An 18005-nucleotide genomic window follows, 5' to 3' on the forward strand; every position below is an offset into this window, starting at 1 on the left:
GCGCGGCCGGCCCGGTTGCGGCCTGCTCAGGCCCGGCCGTCCTGGCAGCGCACCAGCCAGTCCGCCGCCGTCACGAACTCCTCGTCCGACGTGCCGTAGCGCGCCGGACCGACCTCCGCCGGCTCCACGCCCGCCCGGGGATACGAGCCGAGGAACCGCACCTGCGGGCAGATCCGCTTCAGACCCATCAGCGCCTCGCCCACGCGCCGGTCGGTGATGTGCCCCTCCGCGTCGATCGCGAAGCAGTAGTTGCCGATGCCCTCGCCCGTCGGGCGGGACTGGATGAGCATCAGGTTCACCCCACGCGTCGCGAACTCCTGCAGCAGCTCCAGCAGAGCGCCGGGGTGGTCGTCGCGCAGCCACACCACGACGGACGTCTTGTCCGCGCCCGTCCGCGCCGCGGGCCGCGCCGGGCGGCCCACCAGCACGAACCGGGTCTGCGCGTTCTGCGCGTCGTGGATGTCGGTGACCAGCGGCTCCAGCCCGTACGTGGCCGCCGCGAACTCCCCGGCGAACGCGGCGTCGAAGCGCCCCTCCTGCACCAGGCGCGCGCCGTCCGCGTTGGAGGCCGCCGACTCCCAGAGCGCGTCCGGCAGATGCGTGGCGAGCCACTTGCGCACCTGCGGCTGCGCCACGGGATGGCCGGTCACCGTCTTGATGTCCGCCAGCCCGGTCCCGGGGCGCACGAGCAGCGCGAAGGTGATCTGCAGCAGCACCTCGCGGTAGATCATCAGCGGAGCACCGGTGGCGAGCTGGTCGAGCGTCGCGGTGACTCCGCCCTCCACCGAGTTCTCGATGGGCACGAGCGCGGCCGCCGCCTCGCCGTTCCGCACGGCGTCCAGCGCCGCCGGCACGGACACCATCGGCACCAGCTCCCGCGTCGCCGCCTCCGGCAGTGTCCGCAGCGCGGCCTCGGTGAATGTGCCCTCGGGGCCGAGATAGGTGTAGCGGCTGGCCGACATCACGCGGGCTCCTCGATCGTCTGGGGGCTCGCCACGATACCGAGCGCCCCGGTGGCGGGCCCTGCGCACTGAGCGCAGGCCCGGTCCGTCCCCGCGGGTGAGGAGCACGGCCGGGCCCTGCGGTCCTCAGTCCTCCGGCCGTCCTCAGCCCTCCAGCAGCCGCTGCCCCACGTACTCGCCCGGCGCGCAGCCGCCCGGCACCGCGTAGAGGCCGCTCGACTCGTGCCGCAGGAAGCGGGAGAGACCGTCACCGCGGTCCAGCTTCCGCTGCACCGGCACGAAACCCTTCAGCGGGTCCGCCTGCCAGGCGACGAACAGCAGGCCCGCGTCCGGAGCCCCGTCATCAAGGAAGCCGTCATGGTAGGAGAACGCCCGCCGCAGCATCGTCGCGCCCCGGTTGGACGCCGGCGACGCGACGCGGATGTGCGCATCACCCGCGATCGCCAGCGACCCGTCCTCGCGGAACTTGTTGAGGTCCACCGGCGTCGTCTCCGTGCCGCCGGACAGCGGCGCCCCGTCCGACTTGCGGCGGCCGATCACCTTCTCCTGGCGCTCCAGGGAGAGGTGGTCCCAGCTGTCGAGCAGCATGCGGATGCGCCGCACCACCGCGTACGAGCCGCCCGCCATCCAGGCGTCCGCGCCGCTGCGGTCCTCCGGCACATAGACGTGGGCCGCGAAGCGGGGGTCCGACGGCCGGGGGTTGTTGGTGCCGTCGACCTGACCCATCAGATTCCGGGCCGTCATCGGCTGCGCTGTCGCCCCCGGCGTCCGGTTGAAGCCGTTCATCTGCCAGCGCAGCCGTGCCGCGCTCCCGGCCTGCTGCTGGAGCAGCCGCAGCGCATGGAAGGCGACGAGCGCGTCGTCGGCGCCGATCTGCACCCACAGGTCGCCCTCGCTGCGCTTGGGGTCGAGCGCGTCGGCGGTGAAGGCGGGCAGCGGCTCCAGGGCGGCGGGCCGCTTCGAGGCGAGCCCGGTCCGGTCGAAGAACGTCCGGCCGAAGCCGAAGGTGACGGTCAGCGAGCAGGGGCCCGCGTCGAGCGCGACCCCGGAGTCGTCGCCCTTGGGCGTCCGCCCGGCCATGAGGTCGGCGGCGGTCGCCGACCACCGCCGCAGCAGCGCGGCCGCGGCCTTGCGGTCGGCGCCCGGCGCGAGGTCGAAGGCAGCCATGTGGCCGCATGTCTGCGCGGGATCGGCGATTCCGGCCTGGTGCACGCCGTGGAAGGGTCTGCTCGCGGATCCGACACCGTTCAGCGGGGCCGGGTCCTTCCGTACGGTCTCGGCGGCGACCGCTCCGGCCGCGCCGCCCGCGACGAGCCCGGCCGCGCCCGCGGCGCCGGCCGTGCCGAGCAGCCGGCGGCGGCTGACGCCGTTCGTGCCGCGGGCCTGCACGGGCCGGCCGGGCTGATCGCCCCGGCCGGGGCCCGACTTCGCGGCCCCGGCGCCTCCCGCCGGCTTGGTGGCCGCCGCGGTTCCCGCCGCCCTGGAGGAGGCCTTGGCTTCCTCCACGATCTTGGCGGCCTGCGGGGCCTTCCCGGCCTGTGGGCCCTGGGAGGTCTTCTCTTCGTCCTGGGATCGTTCAGTCATCAGTTGATCTTCACGTTCCTGATCTCCGTGATCTGGTCGATGTCGGAGGTCCGTACGGTCAGGGTGAGCTGCCACTCGCCGGCCATGGGCAGCTGGAAGCCGGAGGCCTGCCAGCGGCCGGCCGGGCCGCGCTTGAGGGACGTGCGCAGCGGGCCGATGTTCTTCCGCGTCTCGGTGAAGGAGACCTCCAGTTCCGGTACGTCGACGGCCTTGCCTGCCGGGTCGGTCACGGAGACGCCGAGGGTGTTGTCGCCCGAGCGCGCCGGGTCGATACGAACGACGGCCGTGCCCCGCCCGTTCGTGCCACCGGTGTCGTACGGGATCTTCACCTCGGCCGGGCCGGAGGCGTCCGGCGCGGTGGTCCGGGCGCCGCCGGAAGAGGCGGCCTGCCGCTGTTCGGTCTCGGCCCGCCCGGGCTGGGTGCCGGTGAGGAGCGTGGTGACGGCGAGCACGGCGACGGCGACCCCGGCCTCGGCGAGGACGGAGCGCCGCAGTCCGCTGCGGCCTTCGTCGGCGTCGCGCCGCCGCTGCCCCGCGGCCTTCTCCAAGGCCTCCCGCTGGCGTGCGAGCTGGGCGGCCCGCTCGGGAGAGGTGTCCTTGTCCTCCGGGGAGGGGCTCGCCGCCTTGGCGCCACGGGCCTGCCCGGCCGCCTTGGCCTGGACCGGCTTGGCCTGGACCGCCTTCGCGGACGGGGCAGCCTTCTTCGCCGCCGGGCGGCGGTCCGTGAGCCGGTCCGTGAGCCGGTCCGTCCAGCGCCGCGAGAAGTACGCGAGGCCGAGCATGCCCGTCACGAGCGCGACCTTGAGGAGGAGCCAGCGGCCGTACTCCGTGCCGGTGAGCGCGCCCCACGAGCCGACCTGCCGCCAGGACTGGTAGAGGCCGGTCGCCACCAGCACGCACACCGAGGTGAAGGCGAGCCGGGAGAAACGCTGCACGTCCGCCCGCCGGATGGGCGCTCCCGTCCACAGCACGGCCAGGAGGGAGGCCAGACCGCCCAGCCACACCGCGACGCCCAGCAGGTGCAGGACGTCGACCGGCATCGCGAGCCAGGGCTGCAGGCCCGCAGAGGCGTGCTCGGCCATGGCCCAGGTCGCCGCGAGCCCGGCGGCGACGACCGCGCCGCCGATCGCGAGCCCGTAGGCGACGTCGCGGCGCTCCATGCCCGTGCGGTCGCCGTCCTCGCGGGCGTACGAGCCGAACAGGACGGCGAGGAAGACCGCGGCGGCGCTCAGCAGCAGCAGTCGGGACAGCAGCGCCGCGCCCGGCTTGGTGGCCAGGACGTCACCGAGGAGGGTCAGGTCGAAGGCGGCGCCGAGGCCCTTGCCGCCCGTGTACGGGCCGCGCAGCAGCAGGAGCGCCGAGGTCGCGGCGAAGAGGGTGATCCAGCCGCCGACCGCGATGCGCTGCACCGGCCGCGAGGAGCGGCACACGCCTGCGAACACGCAGCCGCCGACGAGGAGGAGGTAACCGGCATAGGCCGCATAGCGCCCTGTGGTGTAGAGAGCGTCGACGACCGGGTCGGCCTTGGCCGTCGTCACTTTCGCCGCCGTCTTCGACGGCGCGCCTATGGAGAAGGTGAAGGCCCCGGCCACCGGGTGGCTGTCCGCGGAGACGGCCTGCCAAGCCACCGTGTAGGTGCCGTCGGCGATCCCGCCGGCGAGCCCGACGGACGCGGTGTTCGACTTGCCGTCCACGTGCGCCGGCTTGCCCTCGTCGACGCGCTTGCCCTGCGGGTCGAGGACCCGCACCGAGTCGGCGCTGAGCAGGACGCCTTCGGAGAAGGTGAGCTTCACCTTCTCGGGCGCGACGGGCACCACCGACCCGGAGGCCGGGTCGGTCGAGGTCAGCGCGGCGTGCGCCGAGGCGCTGCCCGCCCCGGGCCCGAGCGCGCAGAGCAGCGCGGCGAGCAGCGTGCCGAGGACCGGCAGCAGCCGTCCGGCGGTCAGGGTCTTCATCGCACGTCAGTCCTTGGGACGGAACGTCGTGGACTCCACCGGCACCTTGACCTTGACCGGTCCGGCGGTGGCGAAGTGCAGCGTGAACTCGATCTTCTCGCCGACCTTCGGCTTGTGGTCGAGCTTGCCGAGCATCAGGTGCGTGCCGCCGCGGGCGAGCTTCAGCTCGCCCTTGGCCGGCACGTCGAGCGCGGCCGCGTGCTTCATCTGCGAGCCCTCGGTGGTGTGCATGGTGATGTCACCGGAGAGCGGGCTGGTGACCTTGGTGAGCCGGTCGGCCTTGCCGCCGTCGTTGCTGACGGTGAGGTAGGCGGCGGCCATGTCGGTCATCGCGGGCTGCGGCAGATAGGCGCCGCTGACCGAGAGCTGCGGCTTGTCGGACGCCAGGGCGTTCTTCTCGGACTGGCAGCCGGTGAGCAGCAGGAGCCCTCCGGCGAGGACGAGCGGCAGGGCGGCGGCGGTGGCGGCGGTGGTCTTGCGCATTACGGGTTCTCCCCCTTGATGATCTTCGGGAGATCCTTGGAGTACTGGTCCTTGCTGGTTTCGGTGGTGTATATCCAGTGCCCGCCGTTGTCCTTCGGCGAGAAGCCGACCACCTCGGCTCCGTGGCTGACGGTGATGGAGCCGTCCTTCTCCTTCTTCGGCTTCTCCACGAAGATGCCGACGCTCTTCGCCGCCGCCTGGATGGTGGCGAAGTCACCGGTGAGGCCGACTATGTCCTGGCCGCCCTGGGCGTCCAGCCACTCGCGCATGCGCTTGGGCGTGTCGCGCTCCGGGTCGGTGGTGACGAAGACGACCTGGAGCTTGTCCTGGTCCTCCTTGGACAGCGTCTTCTCGGCCGCCGCGATGTCGGCGACGACCGTGGAGCACACGTCGGGGCAGTAGGTGTAGCCGAAGTAGAGGAGGAGCGGGCGCCCCTTGGTCGCGTTGACCAGCTCGTACTTCTTGTCGTTCGTGTCGGTGAGGACCAGGTCCGGCTTGGTCTTCGGGGTGTCGAGGGTGATCGCGGCCTTCTTCGGCGCCGCGGAGACGTCGGCCAGGGGCTTGTCGCCGCCGTCGTCGTCCGAGCCGCCGCCGCAGGCGGTCAGCGTGAGCGCGGCGGCCGTGGCCAGGGCCGCGCCCAGAATGCGGGTGCGCATGGAGCTCTTCTCCAGAGAGGGGTCGGTGGTGCGGGGCAGGGCGCCGGCCTCCGTGAGGGGCCCGGCGCCCCGGCCGGTCCGTGTGTCAGGCCGCCGAGCGGCGGCGCCCGGCGAGCACGCCGAAGGCGACGCCCGCCGCGCCCACGACGATGCCGACGATGCCGAGCGTGCGGGCGGTGGTGTCGGAACCGCCGTCGCCCTTGTCCGACTTCTCGGACGCGTTCTCGGCCTTGTCATCGCCCTTGGCGGTGTCCCCGGTACCGTCCTTGGAGCCCGCCTTCTTGCCGTCGGCGGCGGCCTTGGCGACGAGCTTCAGGGTGGGCGCGGGGTGCTCGGCCTCGGCGCCGCCCGGCTTGGACGGGTCGATCCAGCGGACGACGTCGTCGTCGGAGTACGTCTGGAGCGCCTTGAAGACCAGCTCGTCGGCGTCCTCGGGCAGCTTGCCGACGGACAGCGGGAACTGCTGGAACTGGCCCGGCTCGATCTTGCCGCCGGTCCAGGTGATCTTGCTGACGGCTTCCTCGATCGTCTTGCCGTGCGTCTGCAGCGGCTTCTCCAGCTTGGTCTTCTCGACCTTCACCTCCCAGCCGGGGACCGGCTGGGGCATCACCGAGGAGAGCGGGTGCTTCGGGTCGAGGGTGACCTCGAGCTTCACGGTCGAGGCGTTGTCCTTCTCGTTCGGCACCTTGAAGGCGATGGTGCTGTAGCCGCCCTTCTCGGCGGTGCCGGGCTGCACGCTCACGTGCGCGGCGGCGGGGCCGGCGAGGAGCAGGACGGTGCCGGCGGCGACGGCGCCGATGACGGGGAGGCGGCGGCGAGCGGTCTTGGCGTTCATGGGGACACTCCAGGGCAGGAGGGATCGGTGAAGGGGGGTGGCACGCGTGCGGCGGCGACGACCGTGCGACCCGCCCTCCTGCCCGGGATGCGCCCTGTGTACGGGCGTGCGCGAGCGCGCTGCAGAGCGGGAGGCGCTCGGCTGCTCGGGGGAAGGGGGGAGGGGAAGGGTGTCGCGTCGTCAGGCCGCGAGGGCGAAGGCCGGCGGGCCCCGCCTGATCACGAAGTGCTGGAGCACCGGCTCCGTCGCGGGCCGCTCCTCGTCCCCGGACGAACGCGGACCGGCGACCGGCGGCTGCCCGGCGGCCGTCTCCCTCAAGGTGCCCACGAGCGCGAATGCGGTGCGCAGCGCCCGTACGAGAGAGGTCTCCGCGACCTCGCGCGCGGACCGCTCCGAGAGCGCGACCACTCGCCACAGCGCCACCTCGCCACGCCGCAGCAGCCAGCCCGCGGCGAGCGCCGCGAGCAGGTGGCCGAGCAGCATCGGCAGCGAGAGGGGGAGCGCGTCGAGCAGCGAGCCGGAGGGCATCCCGGAGTGCATTCCGGAGCCCGCGCCGGTGACCGCCGCCCCCGACTGCTGCAGGGGATGCACGGCCGGGTCGAGGCCCGCGTCGGTGATGACGCGGCGGGCGTCGGATGCGGACATGAGGTGCGGCTGGTTGCAGACCAGCTTCGAAGCGAAGGTGATCAGCCGGCCTTCGGTGGCCGTCTGCCGCGCCGCCACTGCGGCGCCCTGCTGGCCGATGCCGAAGAGCGTGTGCAGTGCGAGCTGCCCGGCCGCCAGACCCGCGGCGATCGACGGCAGCGAACGCTCCCGCCCCGCCAGCGGCACGGCCACGGCGAACACCGCCACGAAGCCGGCCGCGAGGGTCCACAGCGGCACCTTCGCGCACGACGCCAGTACGTGCCCGCCCGCGGACAGCAGAACGCAGACCGCGGTGAACACCGCGGCCCGGATCAGTCGCAGATCGGCGCCGACGCGCGCGACGGGGTGAGACATGGCTGCGCCATCATCCCACCGGGCTTACTCCTCCCCTACAGCAGGGGGCGCTCGATCTCCACCCGGCGGGGGCGCACCGGCGCACTCCCGTCCACTGCCATACACCGATGCACCCGCCGGGCGCGTCGTCCGAATGAGCGGTCTCACACGCTCCGGAGGCTTACGGGGCGTCAGTGCTGGCTATACGTATCGGTATGTCGAGCCGCGGCCAGGAGGCTGAGCATGAGCATTTGGTGGTCACTCCATCTGCGGCGGGAGGCCGCGAGCGTTCCGCTCGCGCGGCGGTTGCTGATCGGCGCGATGGAGACGGCCGGCGTCGACCCCGATATCTCCTATGATCTTTCGCTCGCCCTGAGCGAGGCGTGTGCGAACGCCGTCGAGCACGGAGGCGATTCCTCCACGGGCTATCTCGTGACCGCGTTCATCGACGGCGACACCTGCCGGATCGAGGTCACCGATTCCGGCCCGGGCTTCCCGGAGCAGCCCCGCCCGCACGAACGCCGCCGGCAGCGCCCGCAGCCGCCGCGCCCCCTGGCCCCCGCCGAGGACGAGCACGGCAGGGGCCTCTTCCTTATCGAGTCGCTCACCGACCACGTCCGCGTACGCAACCGCCCGGGCCGCCAGGGGGCCGTGGTCACCTTCGACAAGATCCTCAAGTGGAGAGAGGGCGGGTCTCCAGCTGCGGCGCTGCTGCGGGCGTCTTGAGCGCAAATAAGTTGTCCTGACCTGCGAAAACGAGTCTCATGGGCGCGGGCGTGCGGCAGCCTGCGCCGCTCTGCACCGGCCGGTGCCCGCAAGCCCCGAAGGCACGGCGGCCTCCGGCATGTGCCCCGCCCCACCGTCTCCCGCGAGACCGCCTGACCCCGGCTCCCCGCTTTTCCGGGCTTCCCACCAACGGGGCCCCGTCGTGCGACGGGGCCCCGTTCGCGTGCGTACCGGCGGCGTACGGGGGCGTCAGTCGGCCACGGTGACCGCGAAGGACTCGACCAGCCCGCGCCGTCCCTTGTCAGTGAGGTGGACCACGCGCGGGGAAACGCCGTAGCGCAGCCAGCCCAGCGTGAAGAAGCGCGCGGTCACCGCGGCGCCCAGGGCGCCGGCGAGGTGATGGCGCTGCTCGCTCCAATCCACGCAGTACCGCACCGCCGGGCGCCGGGCGCCGGACAGCCCGTCGACGTCGACCCCGAAGGCACGGAAACGCTCCGCGCCGTCCGCGGTCAGCCGGTACTCGACGTCCTTACCGTAGGACGCGGGCCGGTCGGCGATGACGCGCGGAGCTGTATCCGTCGTGCGGCCGGTCAGCAGCCCCTGGTCGAGGAATGCCCCCATGAGTGTCACGCCCAGCGAACCGGCCAGGTGGTCGTAGCAGGTACGCGAGCGGCGCAGGGCGTTCTCCCGGCTGCTGACGCGCAAGGATGTGACGGGGGTCGCGTCGGTCGGCGCGATGACGGCAAGCGCTTCCATGGCTACGGCCACTTCCGGGCTCGCCAGGCGGTAGTAGCGGTGCCGCCCGGAGTGTTTGACCAGGACGAGTCCTGCCTCGACGAGCTGCCCGAGGTGGACGCTCGCGGTCGCCACGCTGACGCCGGCCTCGGCCGCCAGCACGCTCGCTGCCAGCGGACGGCCATCGCACAGTGCCTTGAGCATCCGGGCCCGGGAGGCGCTGGAGAACAACCGGGCGGCCCGTGCCAGGTCCGGCTCGCGCATCACTTCCTTCATGATCAGGAGCTTACGTCCACACTTTGACAAGTTACTAAGCATTCGGCGCCGAGCATCGTCGCCATGAGTACTACGACAGACCCGGTCGCGGTCGCGCCGGCCGCGCAGGAGCGGCTGTCCTGGCCGCCTCTCATCGCGCTCAGCCTCGGCTACTTCCTGGTGATGCTCGACGTCACCGTCGTCACGGTCGCCGTTCCCACCATCCGGGAGTCCGTCGGAGCCGGCACCTCCGCCATGGCCTGGGTCGTGGACGGCTACAGCACCGTCTTCGCCGGTCTGCTGCTCCTCGGCGGCGGGCTCGGCGATCGCCTGGGCCACCGCAAGGTGTTCCTCACCGGCCTTGGCGTCTTCACCGTGGCCTCCGTCGGCTGCGGCGTGGCCGCCGACGCCGCCACGCTGATCGCCTCCCGGCTGCTGCAGGGCGCCGGCGGCGCCCTGCTGGTGCCCACCTCCCTGGCGCTGCTGGCCGCGGCGTACCCGGAGCGGGCCGCGCGCGCCAAGGTCATCGGCGTCTGGGGCGGTGTCGCCGGTGTCGCCTTCGCTGCCGGACCGCTGGTCGGCGGCCTGCTCGTGGGCGGCCTGAACTGGCGCGCCGCCTTCTGGATCAACGTGCCGATCGCCTTCCTCGGCATGTGGCTGACTCTGAAGTACGTGCCGGCCCCCAAGCCCAAGACGCGCACCGGCGTGCGTGGCCTGGACCCGCTCGGCCAGGTGCTGGGCATCGTTGGCCTGACTGCGCTGGCCGCCATGCTCAACGAGGCGGGTACCAAGGGCTGGTCCTCGCCGGTCGTGCTGGGCGCCCTGGCCGTCAGTGTCGTCGCGCTGGGCCTGTTCCTGCTGGTCGAGCGCCGTCTCGAGACCCGCGCCGAGGACGGGAAGGCCCCGCTGCTGCCCCCCTCGCTCTTCCGCTCCCCCGGCTTCTCCTCCTCTGCGGCCGTAGGCGTCCTGCTGAACCTCGGTTACTACGGCATGCTCTACCTGTCCACGCTGTACCTGCAGAACGAGCGCGGGTACGACGCCCTGGGGGCCGGCATCGCCCTGCTGCCGACCGTGTGCATGGCCGTCGTCGCGGCCCCCCTCTCCGGTCGCCTCACCGCGCGGTACGGACCGTACGTCCCCATGACCGCAGCCCTGCTGCTCGGTGCCGTCGGCTTCCTCGGCTGGCTGCCGGCGGGCCCGGACACCCCGTACTGGATGCTGCTGTTCGCCCTGGTCGCCACCGGTCTGGCCACCCCGACCACAGTCCCGGCCGCGACCGCCGCCATCGTGCAGGCCGCCCCGGACGAGAGCGCCGGTGTGGCGTCGGCGGTGTTCAACGTGGCGCGGCAGATCGGCAACGCCGTGGGCGTGGCCCTCTTCAGTATCCTCACCGCGACCTCGGGCGACCTCGTGCCCGGCCTGCACACCGCGGCCGTCATCGCCTCCGCGGCGTTCTTCGCCGGCGCCCTGCTGGCGCTGTCCTCTTGGCGGGCCGCGAAGCAGCGGGCCGCCGCTTCCTGACCTTCCCGTCTCCGAGGCCAGCCAGACGTGGAAAATGCGGCCGTTAACGACCTCACCGACCCCGCCCTCCTGGCTCACCTGCTGCGGAACGACTCGGTGCACGGCCGCCTGGAGCAGCCGGCTCACCGGTCGCCGGTCCCGCACCGCACCGAGCCCAGCTATGCCCGCGCGGTCCAGCAGGGCCCGGTCGTGCTCGGCGGGGGTGCCGCAGACCGGGTGTCAGTCGTGAGTGTCAGACGTCGACGGTCCTCCTCCGGCTTCCCCGGCTCTGTTTCGCGCTCTTCAGCGCCGCCTTGCGCAGCGCCTTTTTGCGCCTTCTCAACTCTTTGGGGAAATCCTTCTTGCTGCCGAGATGCCCACCGGCGCCGCAGGCGGCGTCGTGGAAGACCCGTCGGTACCCCTCGCCCCTGAGCGGCAGCGAGTCCAGAGCCAGCGCCAGTTCGATGTTCTCCTCGGTCGAGCAGCGTTCCGCGAGCTCCCGCAGGAGATCGTCGGCGAGGTGCGGGCCGCCCGGCCTCCCGTCGAGAGCGGGCAGGAGAGTGAGTATGCGAAATCGCGCCTGCGGGCCCGCGCCCAAGACGCAGGTGTGCACATCGTGGCGCAGCCCCGTGGCATCCAGAGCGACGCTGAGGGCGGCGACGTCGCTGATGGGGCGGGTGTCTCCGTATGCCCGCAGTGCGTCCTGGGAGACGTGCCGGGAGTCCGAGCCGCGCAGCGACGAGATCAGCAGCGCCGCGTGCCCCGTCGTGCGGTTTCCGATGCTCATCCAGAAAGCGCGGTCCGCATGGCCGTGGAACTGAGATCTGTCCAGGGCGGTGATCAGGGCCGCCAGATCGTTGTGCGGAGCCACCGCGCAGGCATGGGCGAGGATGGTGTCCGCGTTGCCTGCGGTGGTGAAATCCAGCGCTTTGAACAGGGTGCAGAAGTCCTCGGTCGGCAGGATGTGCACGGTGTCGGAGAGGGTGATGACCGCGTGGCCCGCCTCGCCGGCCCGCCAGAAGTCGGCGATCAACTCCGCGATGTCGCCCACGGGCCATTCGCGGATCGCGCGGGAGAGCACCTGCCCGGCCAGATCCTGCAGGTTCTCTGTGCTGAGGGCCGCGACCAGCGCTGCCACGTGTCCGGTTTCCCCGTTCTCCGCGCTCAGTGACAGCACGTGCTCGGCCTGAGACACCATCTCTTCCCGGCGCAGCGCGTCGACAAGATCGACGACTTCCTTGGCGGGGCGGGCCGCTGCCGAGTCCCGGACGATGTTCGCCAGGTGGGCGAAACCGCCCACCGTGAGAATGCTGATCAGTTCCGCCAGGTCCCAGACCGAGCGCCGCAGGCCGCAAACGGCCACCGCGGGCTCGGCGAGATGGAGGGCACCCGATGCATCGAGTGCCTTCAGTAGTTCGACGGCGTAGTCGAAGGGCTTGATCGTCAGGGCGGACCCCAGTACGACGGTGATGTGCTCCTTCAGCTCCGGCACACCGCGCGCGTGGAGGTCCGCGGCTATGACGGCGATGTCGTATGGAGAGTGGGCGTCGAGTGCCGTCTGCAGGACGACCGCTGCGGCGGGGTCCAGCCTGGCCCTGGCGAATTCCGCGAGGAGCGCTGCCGTCTCGTGGATGGGCCGTACGAGCACCATGGCCTGTAATGCCACCTGCGCGTGCTGGTGCTGTTCGACCGCGTACAGAGCTTCGATCAGCGCGGCGGCCTCCTGCGCCGGCCGCTCCCTGGCCGCCGCTGCCACGAGCTCCGTGGCCATGGCCCTCCTTGCGGGCGTTCCGAGGCGGTTCACCAGATCGATCAGCTGCGGGACCGTGGCGGTGCGGTCGGCTGTTTCCAGCGCTTCCACCAAGGAGTACGGCGCGGAGGCCTCACCGAGCTGGTTTTCGGCGGACTTGAGGGCGTTCTCCAGCTCGTCGCAACGGTGTTCGGCTGCATCGGCGGCCAGTTTCGCGGTGTGCAGCGCTTCCCGGAGGCCGCAGACCTCGTCCAGCAGCTGATCGCGCTGCGCCTGCAGCCTCGCACAGGTGTCCTGATGGTGGGTCAGGGAGGCTGCGTAGGAGATGCGGTCCTCCTCTCGTACCCGCTCGGCGAGGCGTAGCTGGTTCTGGAGATCGGCGAGTCGGCGCTCCCTGTCCTGGAGCAGCTCGGTCAGAGCTTGCTGCTGTACGTCCGCCTGGCGAGAGGCCTTGTCGGCCTCGGCCAGCTCATCCTGCAGTTTCTGCAGCTCATGGGCGTGAGGAGTCGACGAAAGGGCCTCACGGTGGAGCGTCCGGAGGAGCTGTTCCACGTCGGGAGTGATCGGCCGGCCCCGCTCGTTGAGGTCCGTGATGAGATCGGTGACGAACTCCCAGGGCGGGGTGCGGCTGCCGTTGAGATAGCGCGACAGCGTGCCCGGATCGCGATGACGACGTACTGCGTAGCGGCGAACGCTGGTCTCCAGGCCGAGGAACAGCTTCCGTAACGCTTCCGCGAGGGCTCGCTTCTCGAGGGAGAGCTCCTCGCCGAGCGGAGCCAGTGCTCCGGCCACGCCTTTGTCCCGCACTCTTGCCCCTCGATGACGATTGACGGAAGGCGGCCGCCCGCCCGCCCCAGCATCACTATGGCCTCCGATGCATGTTTGAGAGGCCGAATCGCGTGTTGCCGGGTGATCCGGCAACAGTGACGCACTCGTGTGGTGGCCGGGAGTGAGGTGCCGAGGAGTTGCCATGGAGAACGACAGCACTGTGGTTGCTTCCGCAACAGGTGGGCTTCGGCGGAGGGTTTTGTTCGACAGAGGGTTTTGATCGTCGCGCACAGCCCTATCGCTGGGAGAAGCCATCAACGTCGTAGAGGAACCGCCGCGCTCGTGCTGCCACTGTGGTGAAGGGGCGGAAGGGATGGAGGGGTCGGAAGGGCCGGCAGGACCGGGGTGCGGCCGTCCCCCGTGGCGATGCGTGAGCCGACGTGTGCTCGTGAGAGTGATGTACGGGGCTGCCGGGTCGGTGGGCTCTTCTGCGGCAGCCCTCCTCGTCCACTGGGTGCTCAACCGTTGAGCCGAGCGCCAGTGATCACTCAGGATGATGGTCCGGCCGTCACTCGATCGTCAGTGGTACCGGGTGGACCTCCGTGACCGGGTGCCCGGCCTGGGAGTGGACGCGCTTGACCGCGTCCGCCGAGGGCGCTTCGGACAGGCAGTAGACGGTGCCCGACTTCGGGTCCGCCCAGGCCCGCTCGAAGTGCACGCCCTCCTCCGACTCGATGGCCAGATCCCTGCGGTGCGCTTCCTGAAGCTGCTCGGCAGTGATGCCCTTCATGCCGTGATGGACGTCCATGTACTTGCTCATGGCTCCCACACCTCCCTGGGTGCGCCCTATGTGGCCATGATGCGCCCAGGGGCCGCGGCGGACCACCGCAGGAACGCGGCGAGCCGCAGCCCGGGAGGCTGCGGCTCGCGCGCACGGCGGTTCCCCGCCCCGTCGGGGGCGGTGTTTCTCAGCCCTTCAGGGACGCCATCCACGCCTCGACGTCCGCGGACGTCCGGGGCAGCGCCGCCGACAGGTTCCGGTTGCCGTCCTCGGTCACCAGGATGTCGTCCTCGATACGGACGCCGATGCCGCGGTACTCCTCGGGCACGGTGGTGTCGTCCGCCTGGAAGTACAGGCCGGGCTCGACGGTCAGGACCATGCCGGGCTCCAGGACGCCGTCCACGTACGTCTCGGTACGGGCGACCGCGCAGTCGTGCACATCCAGGCCGAGCATGTGGCCGGTGCCGTGCAGGGTCCAGCGGCGCTGCAGCCCGAGCTCCAGGACGCGCTCCACCGGACCCTCGACCAGGCCCCACTCCACCAGCTTCTCGGCCAGCACGCGCTGCGCCGCGTCGTGGAAGTCGCGGTACTTCGCGCCCGGCCTGACCGCCGCGATGCCGGCCTCCTGCGCCTCGTACACCGCGTCGTAGATCTTGCGCTGCAGGTCGTCGTACGTGCCGTTGATCGGCAGCGTGCGGGTGACGTCGGCGGTGTAGAGGCTGTGCGTCTCCACGCCCGCGTCCAGCAGGAGCAGCTCGCCGGAGCGGACCGCGCCGTCGTTGCGCACCCAGTGCAGGGTCGTGGCGTGCGGGCCGGCGGCGCAGATCGAGCCGTAGCCGATGTCGTTGCCCTCGACGCGGGCGCGCAGGAAGAACGTGCCCTCGATGTAGCGCTCCGAGGTGGCCTCGGCCTTGTCGAGCACCTTCACGACGTCCTCGAAGCCGCGCACGGTGGAGTCGACGGCCTTCTGCAGCTCGCCGATCTCGAAGGCGTCCTTCACGAGCCGCTGCTCGCTGATGAAGACGCGCAGCTCCTCGTCGCGCTCGGCGGTGACCTTGTCGGCCAGGGCCTCCTCGATGCCGGCGTCGTGGCCGCGGACGGCGCGGACCGGGCCGGTGGCCGCGCGCAGGGCGTCGGCGAGCTCGCGGACGTCCTTGGCCGGCAGGCCCAGCAGCTGCTCGGCCTCGGTGAGGCTGTGCCGGCGGCCGACCCACAGCTCGCCCTGGCCGTCGAGCCAGAACTCGCCGTTCTCGCGGTCGGAGCGGGGCAGCAGGTAGATCGTCGCCCGGTGGCCCTCGGCGCCGGTCGGCTCCAGGACGAGCACGCCGTCCCCGGTCTGGTCACCGGTGAGGTACACGTACTCCGTGGAGGCGCGGAAGCTGTACTCGGTGTCGTTCGAGCGGGTCTTGAGGTTCCCCGCCGGGATCACCAGGCGCTCCCCGGGGAAGCGCGCGGAAAGCTCGGCGCGGCGGCGGGCCGTGTGCGGCGCCTGCTCGACGGGCTGCAGGTCGCGCAGCTCGGTGTCGGCCCAGCCGGTCTTCATGTTTGCGGCCAGCTCGTCGGAGACGGCGGGGTAAAGGCCGTTCTTCCGCTGCTTGATCGGCTCGTCGCCTTCGGGGTTCTCGGGCGCGGGCTGCTGCTCGGTCACTGCTTTCCTCCTCGGACGGGGCGCTTTCCATCGTATGTGCGACCGAAATGCGAGGAAACTATGAGGAAAATCCGAGGAAGGGGACGGGGTCGGAGGGGAGCGGTCCGGGGCGTCGCGGGCTGGCCGTACGGAAGCCGGCCGTACGGACGGAGCCGGTCACTCGAAGTGGGCCGCCAGCAGGACGACGTCCTCGCTCCCGTCCCGGGCGCTGTGGCTCTCCTGCGGCAGCATCGTGCGCAGCACGTGCTCCACCAGGGCCTCCGGGTCCCGGCGCGCGGCCTTCGGCACACCCGCCGCCGCGGTGCGCAGCCGCGCGAAGGCCCGGTCCATCGGCCGTCCGGTCCGGTGCAGCAGACCGTCGCTGTAGAAGAGGAGCGTTTCTCCGGGGGCTGGCTCGATCTCGACGCTGGGCGCTTCCCAGCAGGCGAGCATCCCGAGCGGCGCGGACAGCGACGTCTCGACGAACTCGACGCGGTGGTCGCCGATGATCAGCGGCGGGCAGTGGCCCGCTCCCGCCAGGAGGACCTTGCGGTCGGCCGGCTCGCAGTACGCGAAGAGCGCCGTCGCGGCGCGGGCCGGCTCGGTGAGTCGCAGCAGGAGCTCGAGGTCGGAGAGGACCGCGACCGGATCCTCCCCTTCCATGACGGCGTACGCCCGTAGGGAGGCCCGCAGCCGGCCCATGGCCGCCACGGCGCTGGGACCGGAACCGCTTACCCCGCCCACGGCCAGGCCGAGCGCGCCCTCGGGCAGCGGCAGCGCGTCGTACCAGTCGCCGCCGCCGAGCGGACCGGTGCGGTGCCGGACGGCCAGCCGGATGCCAGGCGTCCGGGGCAGCCTGCTCGGCAGCAGCTCTTCGCGGAGCGTCGCCACGGTCTCCCGGGCCTCGGCCAGTTCGAGCTGGCGGGCGAGGTGTTCGGTGGCGTGGTCGCGGTAGAGGCCGACGAGGTGGCGCTGTCGCTCGGTGGGTTCGGCCGGTTCGTCGTACAGCCAGACGGCAGCGCCGATCCGGCCCGCGTGGTCGGTCTCCAGGGGGACGGCGTAGCTCGCGCCGTAGCCGAGGCGGGCGGCGACCTCGCGATATCGGGGGTCGAGGCCCTCGTCGGAGGCGACGTCGGGGTGGGCGGTGCCCGTACGGGAGCCCGTCGGGGGCAGGTCGTCGAACAACCGGCCGAAGGGGCCTGGGGCGGCCTCCTGCGGGGCCTCCGCTCCCGAGGCTCCGGAGGTTCCGGGGAGCCTGGAGGTCCCGGAGGTCCTGGAGGGTCCGGATGGTCCGGATGGTCCGGAGTCTTCAGAGGCCCCGGACGGCTTGGCCGCCTTGGCCGGCTTGGTCGCCTCGGACGCCTCGGACGCCTCGGACGCCTCGGACCCCGCCCCGGCCTGCGGGATGGTCTCGATGTGGCCGAGGTCCGCCTGGTCCAGCCCGAAGCCGACGGTGACGGGGTGGTCGCGGCCGGGGCCCGTGGCCGGGTGCAGCGTGACCAGGCCGCGGCGGGCGCCCACGAGCGTCGCGCCCGCCCGCAGAGCCTCGTGCAGGGCGGCGTCGAGGGTGGTGGTGCGGGTGAGCCGCTCGGTCAGCTCCTGGAGCGTGGTGAGGTCGGAGATCCAGCCCGCGAGGCGGTCCTGGACGAGGGCGTTGGGGGCGGGGAGGGAAGGGCCGGGGAGAAGCGCCGGGCCGGAGGAGCCGGAGGCGCCGGAGGGACCGGAGGAGGCGGCAGCGGCGGACGGGTCCGCGGCGTCGCCGGTGCCTGCGTCTGCTGATGCATCTGCGCCGGACGCTCCGGAAGCAGCGGGGGAGAGGGAATCTGCGGAGGAGGCGGCAGATGCGGGGGCGGGAGTCTGCGCGGGAGCGGGGAGCGGAGGGTTGATTCCGGCCACTTTCGGCAGGTGGGGCGTGGTCATGGTCGGCTACCCGGACCGGGTGGGGGCGGGGTGCGCCGGGCGCTCGTGTGCACCAGGGCCCGCGGCGCTTCGCCGCTCCCTCTTGACCACCGTCTTGACCTGTGTTTTCTCATGAATAGCATCGCAAACCCCCTGTCGCGTTGCGCGCTATCGGTGCTCCACATGTACACGCCCGGGCAAGGAGATGTCCAGCATTGAACCGGTGGGATTCGTGGTGTCTATGGGGTTTCAAAGTTGGCCGGAAAATGGTCCAGAGGCCATGGATTTGCGGTCGACTGACGTTGCTCGACAGCGCGTCATATCCACACCGGTGGGTACGTACACGAAGAAGGGCAGGGGCAGTTGGGGCCGCCCCGGAACCCGGCGGCGGGCCCGAGCGTCTTAACCGGCGACGGCCGCGCCCGCACCCGAGGGCGATGGGGAAACCCATGCCGCAGGCGAGGGGCGACAGGCTCGGCACGAAGCGCCATACGCGCGCCACCCCCCGCCA

Annotated in this window: 14 protein-coding genes; 2 read left to right on the plus strand and 12 right to left on the minus strand. The window is 71.9% G+C overall.

Annotated features, from left to right (window positions below; genetic code table 11):
• Nucleotides 1-26 precede the first annotated feature (26 nt).
• From pheA to FGW37_RS16855, 7 genes are all read right to left on the minus strand, one after another.
• Entirely contained in the window at nt 27-962 is a 936-nt protein-coding gene (pheA, locus tag FGW37_RS16825) for a prephenate dehydratase (RefSeq protein WP_179084736.1), read from the minus strand.
• 144 nt (nt 963-1106) lie between these two features.
• Nucleotides 1107-2546, minus strand: a complete 1440-nt coding sequence (gene efeB / locus FGW37_RS16830) for an iron uptake transporter deferrochelatase/peroxidase subunit (RefSeq protein ID WP_179081799.1) — start codon at nt 2544-2546, stop codon at nt 1107-1109.
• Nucleotides 2546-4501, minus strand: coding sequence for a copper resistance CopC/CopD family protein (locus FGW37_RS16835; protein WP_179081800.1), 1956 nt, complete (start codon nt 4499-4501; stop codon nt 2546-2548). The genes efeB and FGW37_RS16835 overlap by 1 nt, the downstream gene beginning before the upstream one ends.
• A 6-nt stretch (nt 4502-4507) precedes the next feature.
• Nucleotides 4508-4984, minus strand: a complete 477-nt coding sequence (locus tag FGW37_RS16840) for a copper chaperone PCu(A)C (protein WP_179081801.1) — start codon at nt 4982-4984, stop codon at nt 4508-4510.
• The gene (locus FGW37_RS16845; protein WP_179081802.1) at nt 4984-5640 is read right to left on the minus strand and encodes an SCO family protein; all 657 of its coding nucleotides are present in this window, start codon (nt 5638-5640) and stop codon (nt 4984-4986) included. Before FGW37_RS16845 ends, FGW37_RS16840 begins: the two co-directional genes overlap by 1 nt.
• An 85-nt stretch (nt 5641-5725) precedes the next feature.
• Entirely contained in the window at nt 5726-6475 is a 750-nt protein-coding gene (locus FGW37_RS16850) for a YcnI family copper-binding membrane protein (RefSeq protein ID WP_179081803.1), read from the minus strand.
• 180 nt (nt 6476-6655) lie between these two features.
• The gene (locus FGW37_RS16855; protein ID WP_179081804.1) at nt 6656-7474 is read right to left on the minus strand and encodes a hypothetical protein; all 819 of its coding nucleotides are present in this window, start codon (nt 7472-7474) and stop codon (nt 6656-6658) included.
• A 222-nt stretch (nt 7475-7696) separates the two neighbouring features.
• Between FGW37_RS16855 and FGW37_RS16860 the strand changes: the two genes are divergently transcribed.
• On the plus strand, nt 7697-8179 hold the full coding sequence (locus FGW37_RS16860; protein ID WP_179081805.1) for an ATP-binding protein: 483 nt from the start codon (nt 7697-7699) through the stop codon (nt 8177-8179).
• A gap of 249 nt (nt 8180-8428) precedes the next feature.
• Here the strand turns inward: FGW37_RS16860 and FGW37_RS16865 are convergent, their stop codons facing one another.
• Nucleotides 8429-9190, minus strand: coding sequence for an ArsR/SmtB family transcription factor (locus FGW37_RS16865; RefSeq protein ID WP_179081806.1), 762 nt, complete (start codon nt 9188-9190; stop codon nt 8429-8431).
• A 63-nt stretch (nt 9191-9253) separates the two neighbouring features.
• Here FGW37_RS16865 and FGW37_RS16870 point away from each other — a divergent pair, with 63 nt between their 5' ends.
• A complete protein-coding gene (locus FGW37_RS16870) occupies nt 9254-10690 on the plus strand; it encodes a DHA2 family efflux MFS transporter permease subunit (RefSeq protein WP_179081807.1) in 1437 nt (478 codons plus the stop codon).
• Nucleotides 10691-10922: 232 nt separating this feature from the next.
• On the opposite strand, the gene FGW37_RS16875 is transcribed toward FGW37_RS16870, so the two are convergent.
• From FGW37_RS16875 to FGW37_RS16890, 4 genes are all read right to left on the minus strand, one after another.
• Nucleotides 10923-13211: a coiled-coil domain-containing protein gene (locus FGW37_RS16875; RefSeq protein WP_179081808.1), complete on the minus strand. Its 2289-nt coding sequence runs from the start codon at nt 13209-13211 to the stop codon at nt 10923-10925.
• Nucleotides 13212-13755: 544 nt separating this feature from the next.
• On the minus strand, nt 13756-14007 hold the full coding sequence (locus FGW37_RS16880) for an SCO4226 family nickel-binding protein (RefSeq protein ID WP_179081809.1): 252 nt from the start codon (nt 14005-14007) through the stop codon (nt 13756-13758).
• A 148-nt stretch (nt 14008-14155) separates the two neighbouring features.
• The gene (locus tag FGW37_RS16885) at nt 14156-15616 is read right to left on the minus strand and encodes an aminopeptidase P family protein (protein ID WP_179081810.1); all 1461 of its coding nucleotides are present in this window, start codon (nt 15614-15616) and stop codon (nt 14156-14158) included.
• A 156-nt stretch (nt 15617-15772) separates the two neighbouring features.
• On the minus strand, nt 15773-17515 hold the full coding sequence (locus FGW37_RS16890; RefSeq protein WP_179081811.1) for a PP2C family protein-serine/threonine phosphatase: 1743 nt from the start codon (nt 17513-17515) through the stop codon (nt 15773-15775).
• Nucleotides 17516-18005: the final 490 nt, after the last annotated feature.

The sequence above is a fragment of the Streptomyces rectiverticillatus genome, from assembly GCF_013394065.1.
GTDB lineage: Bacteria > Actinomycetota > Actinomycetes > Streptomycetales > Streptomycetaceae > Streptomyces > Streptomyces rectiverticillatus.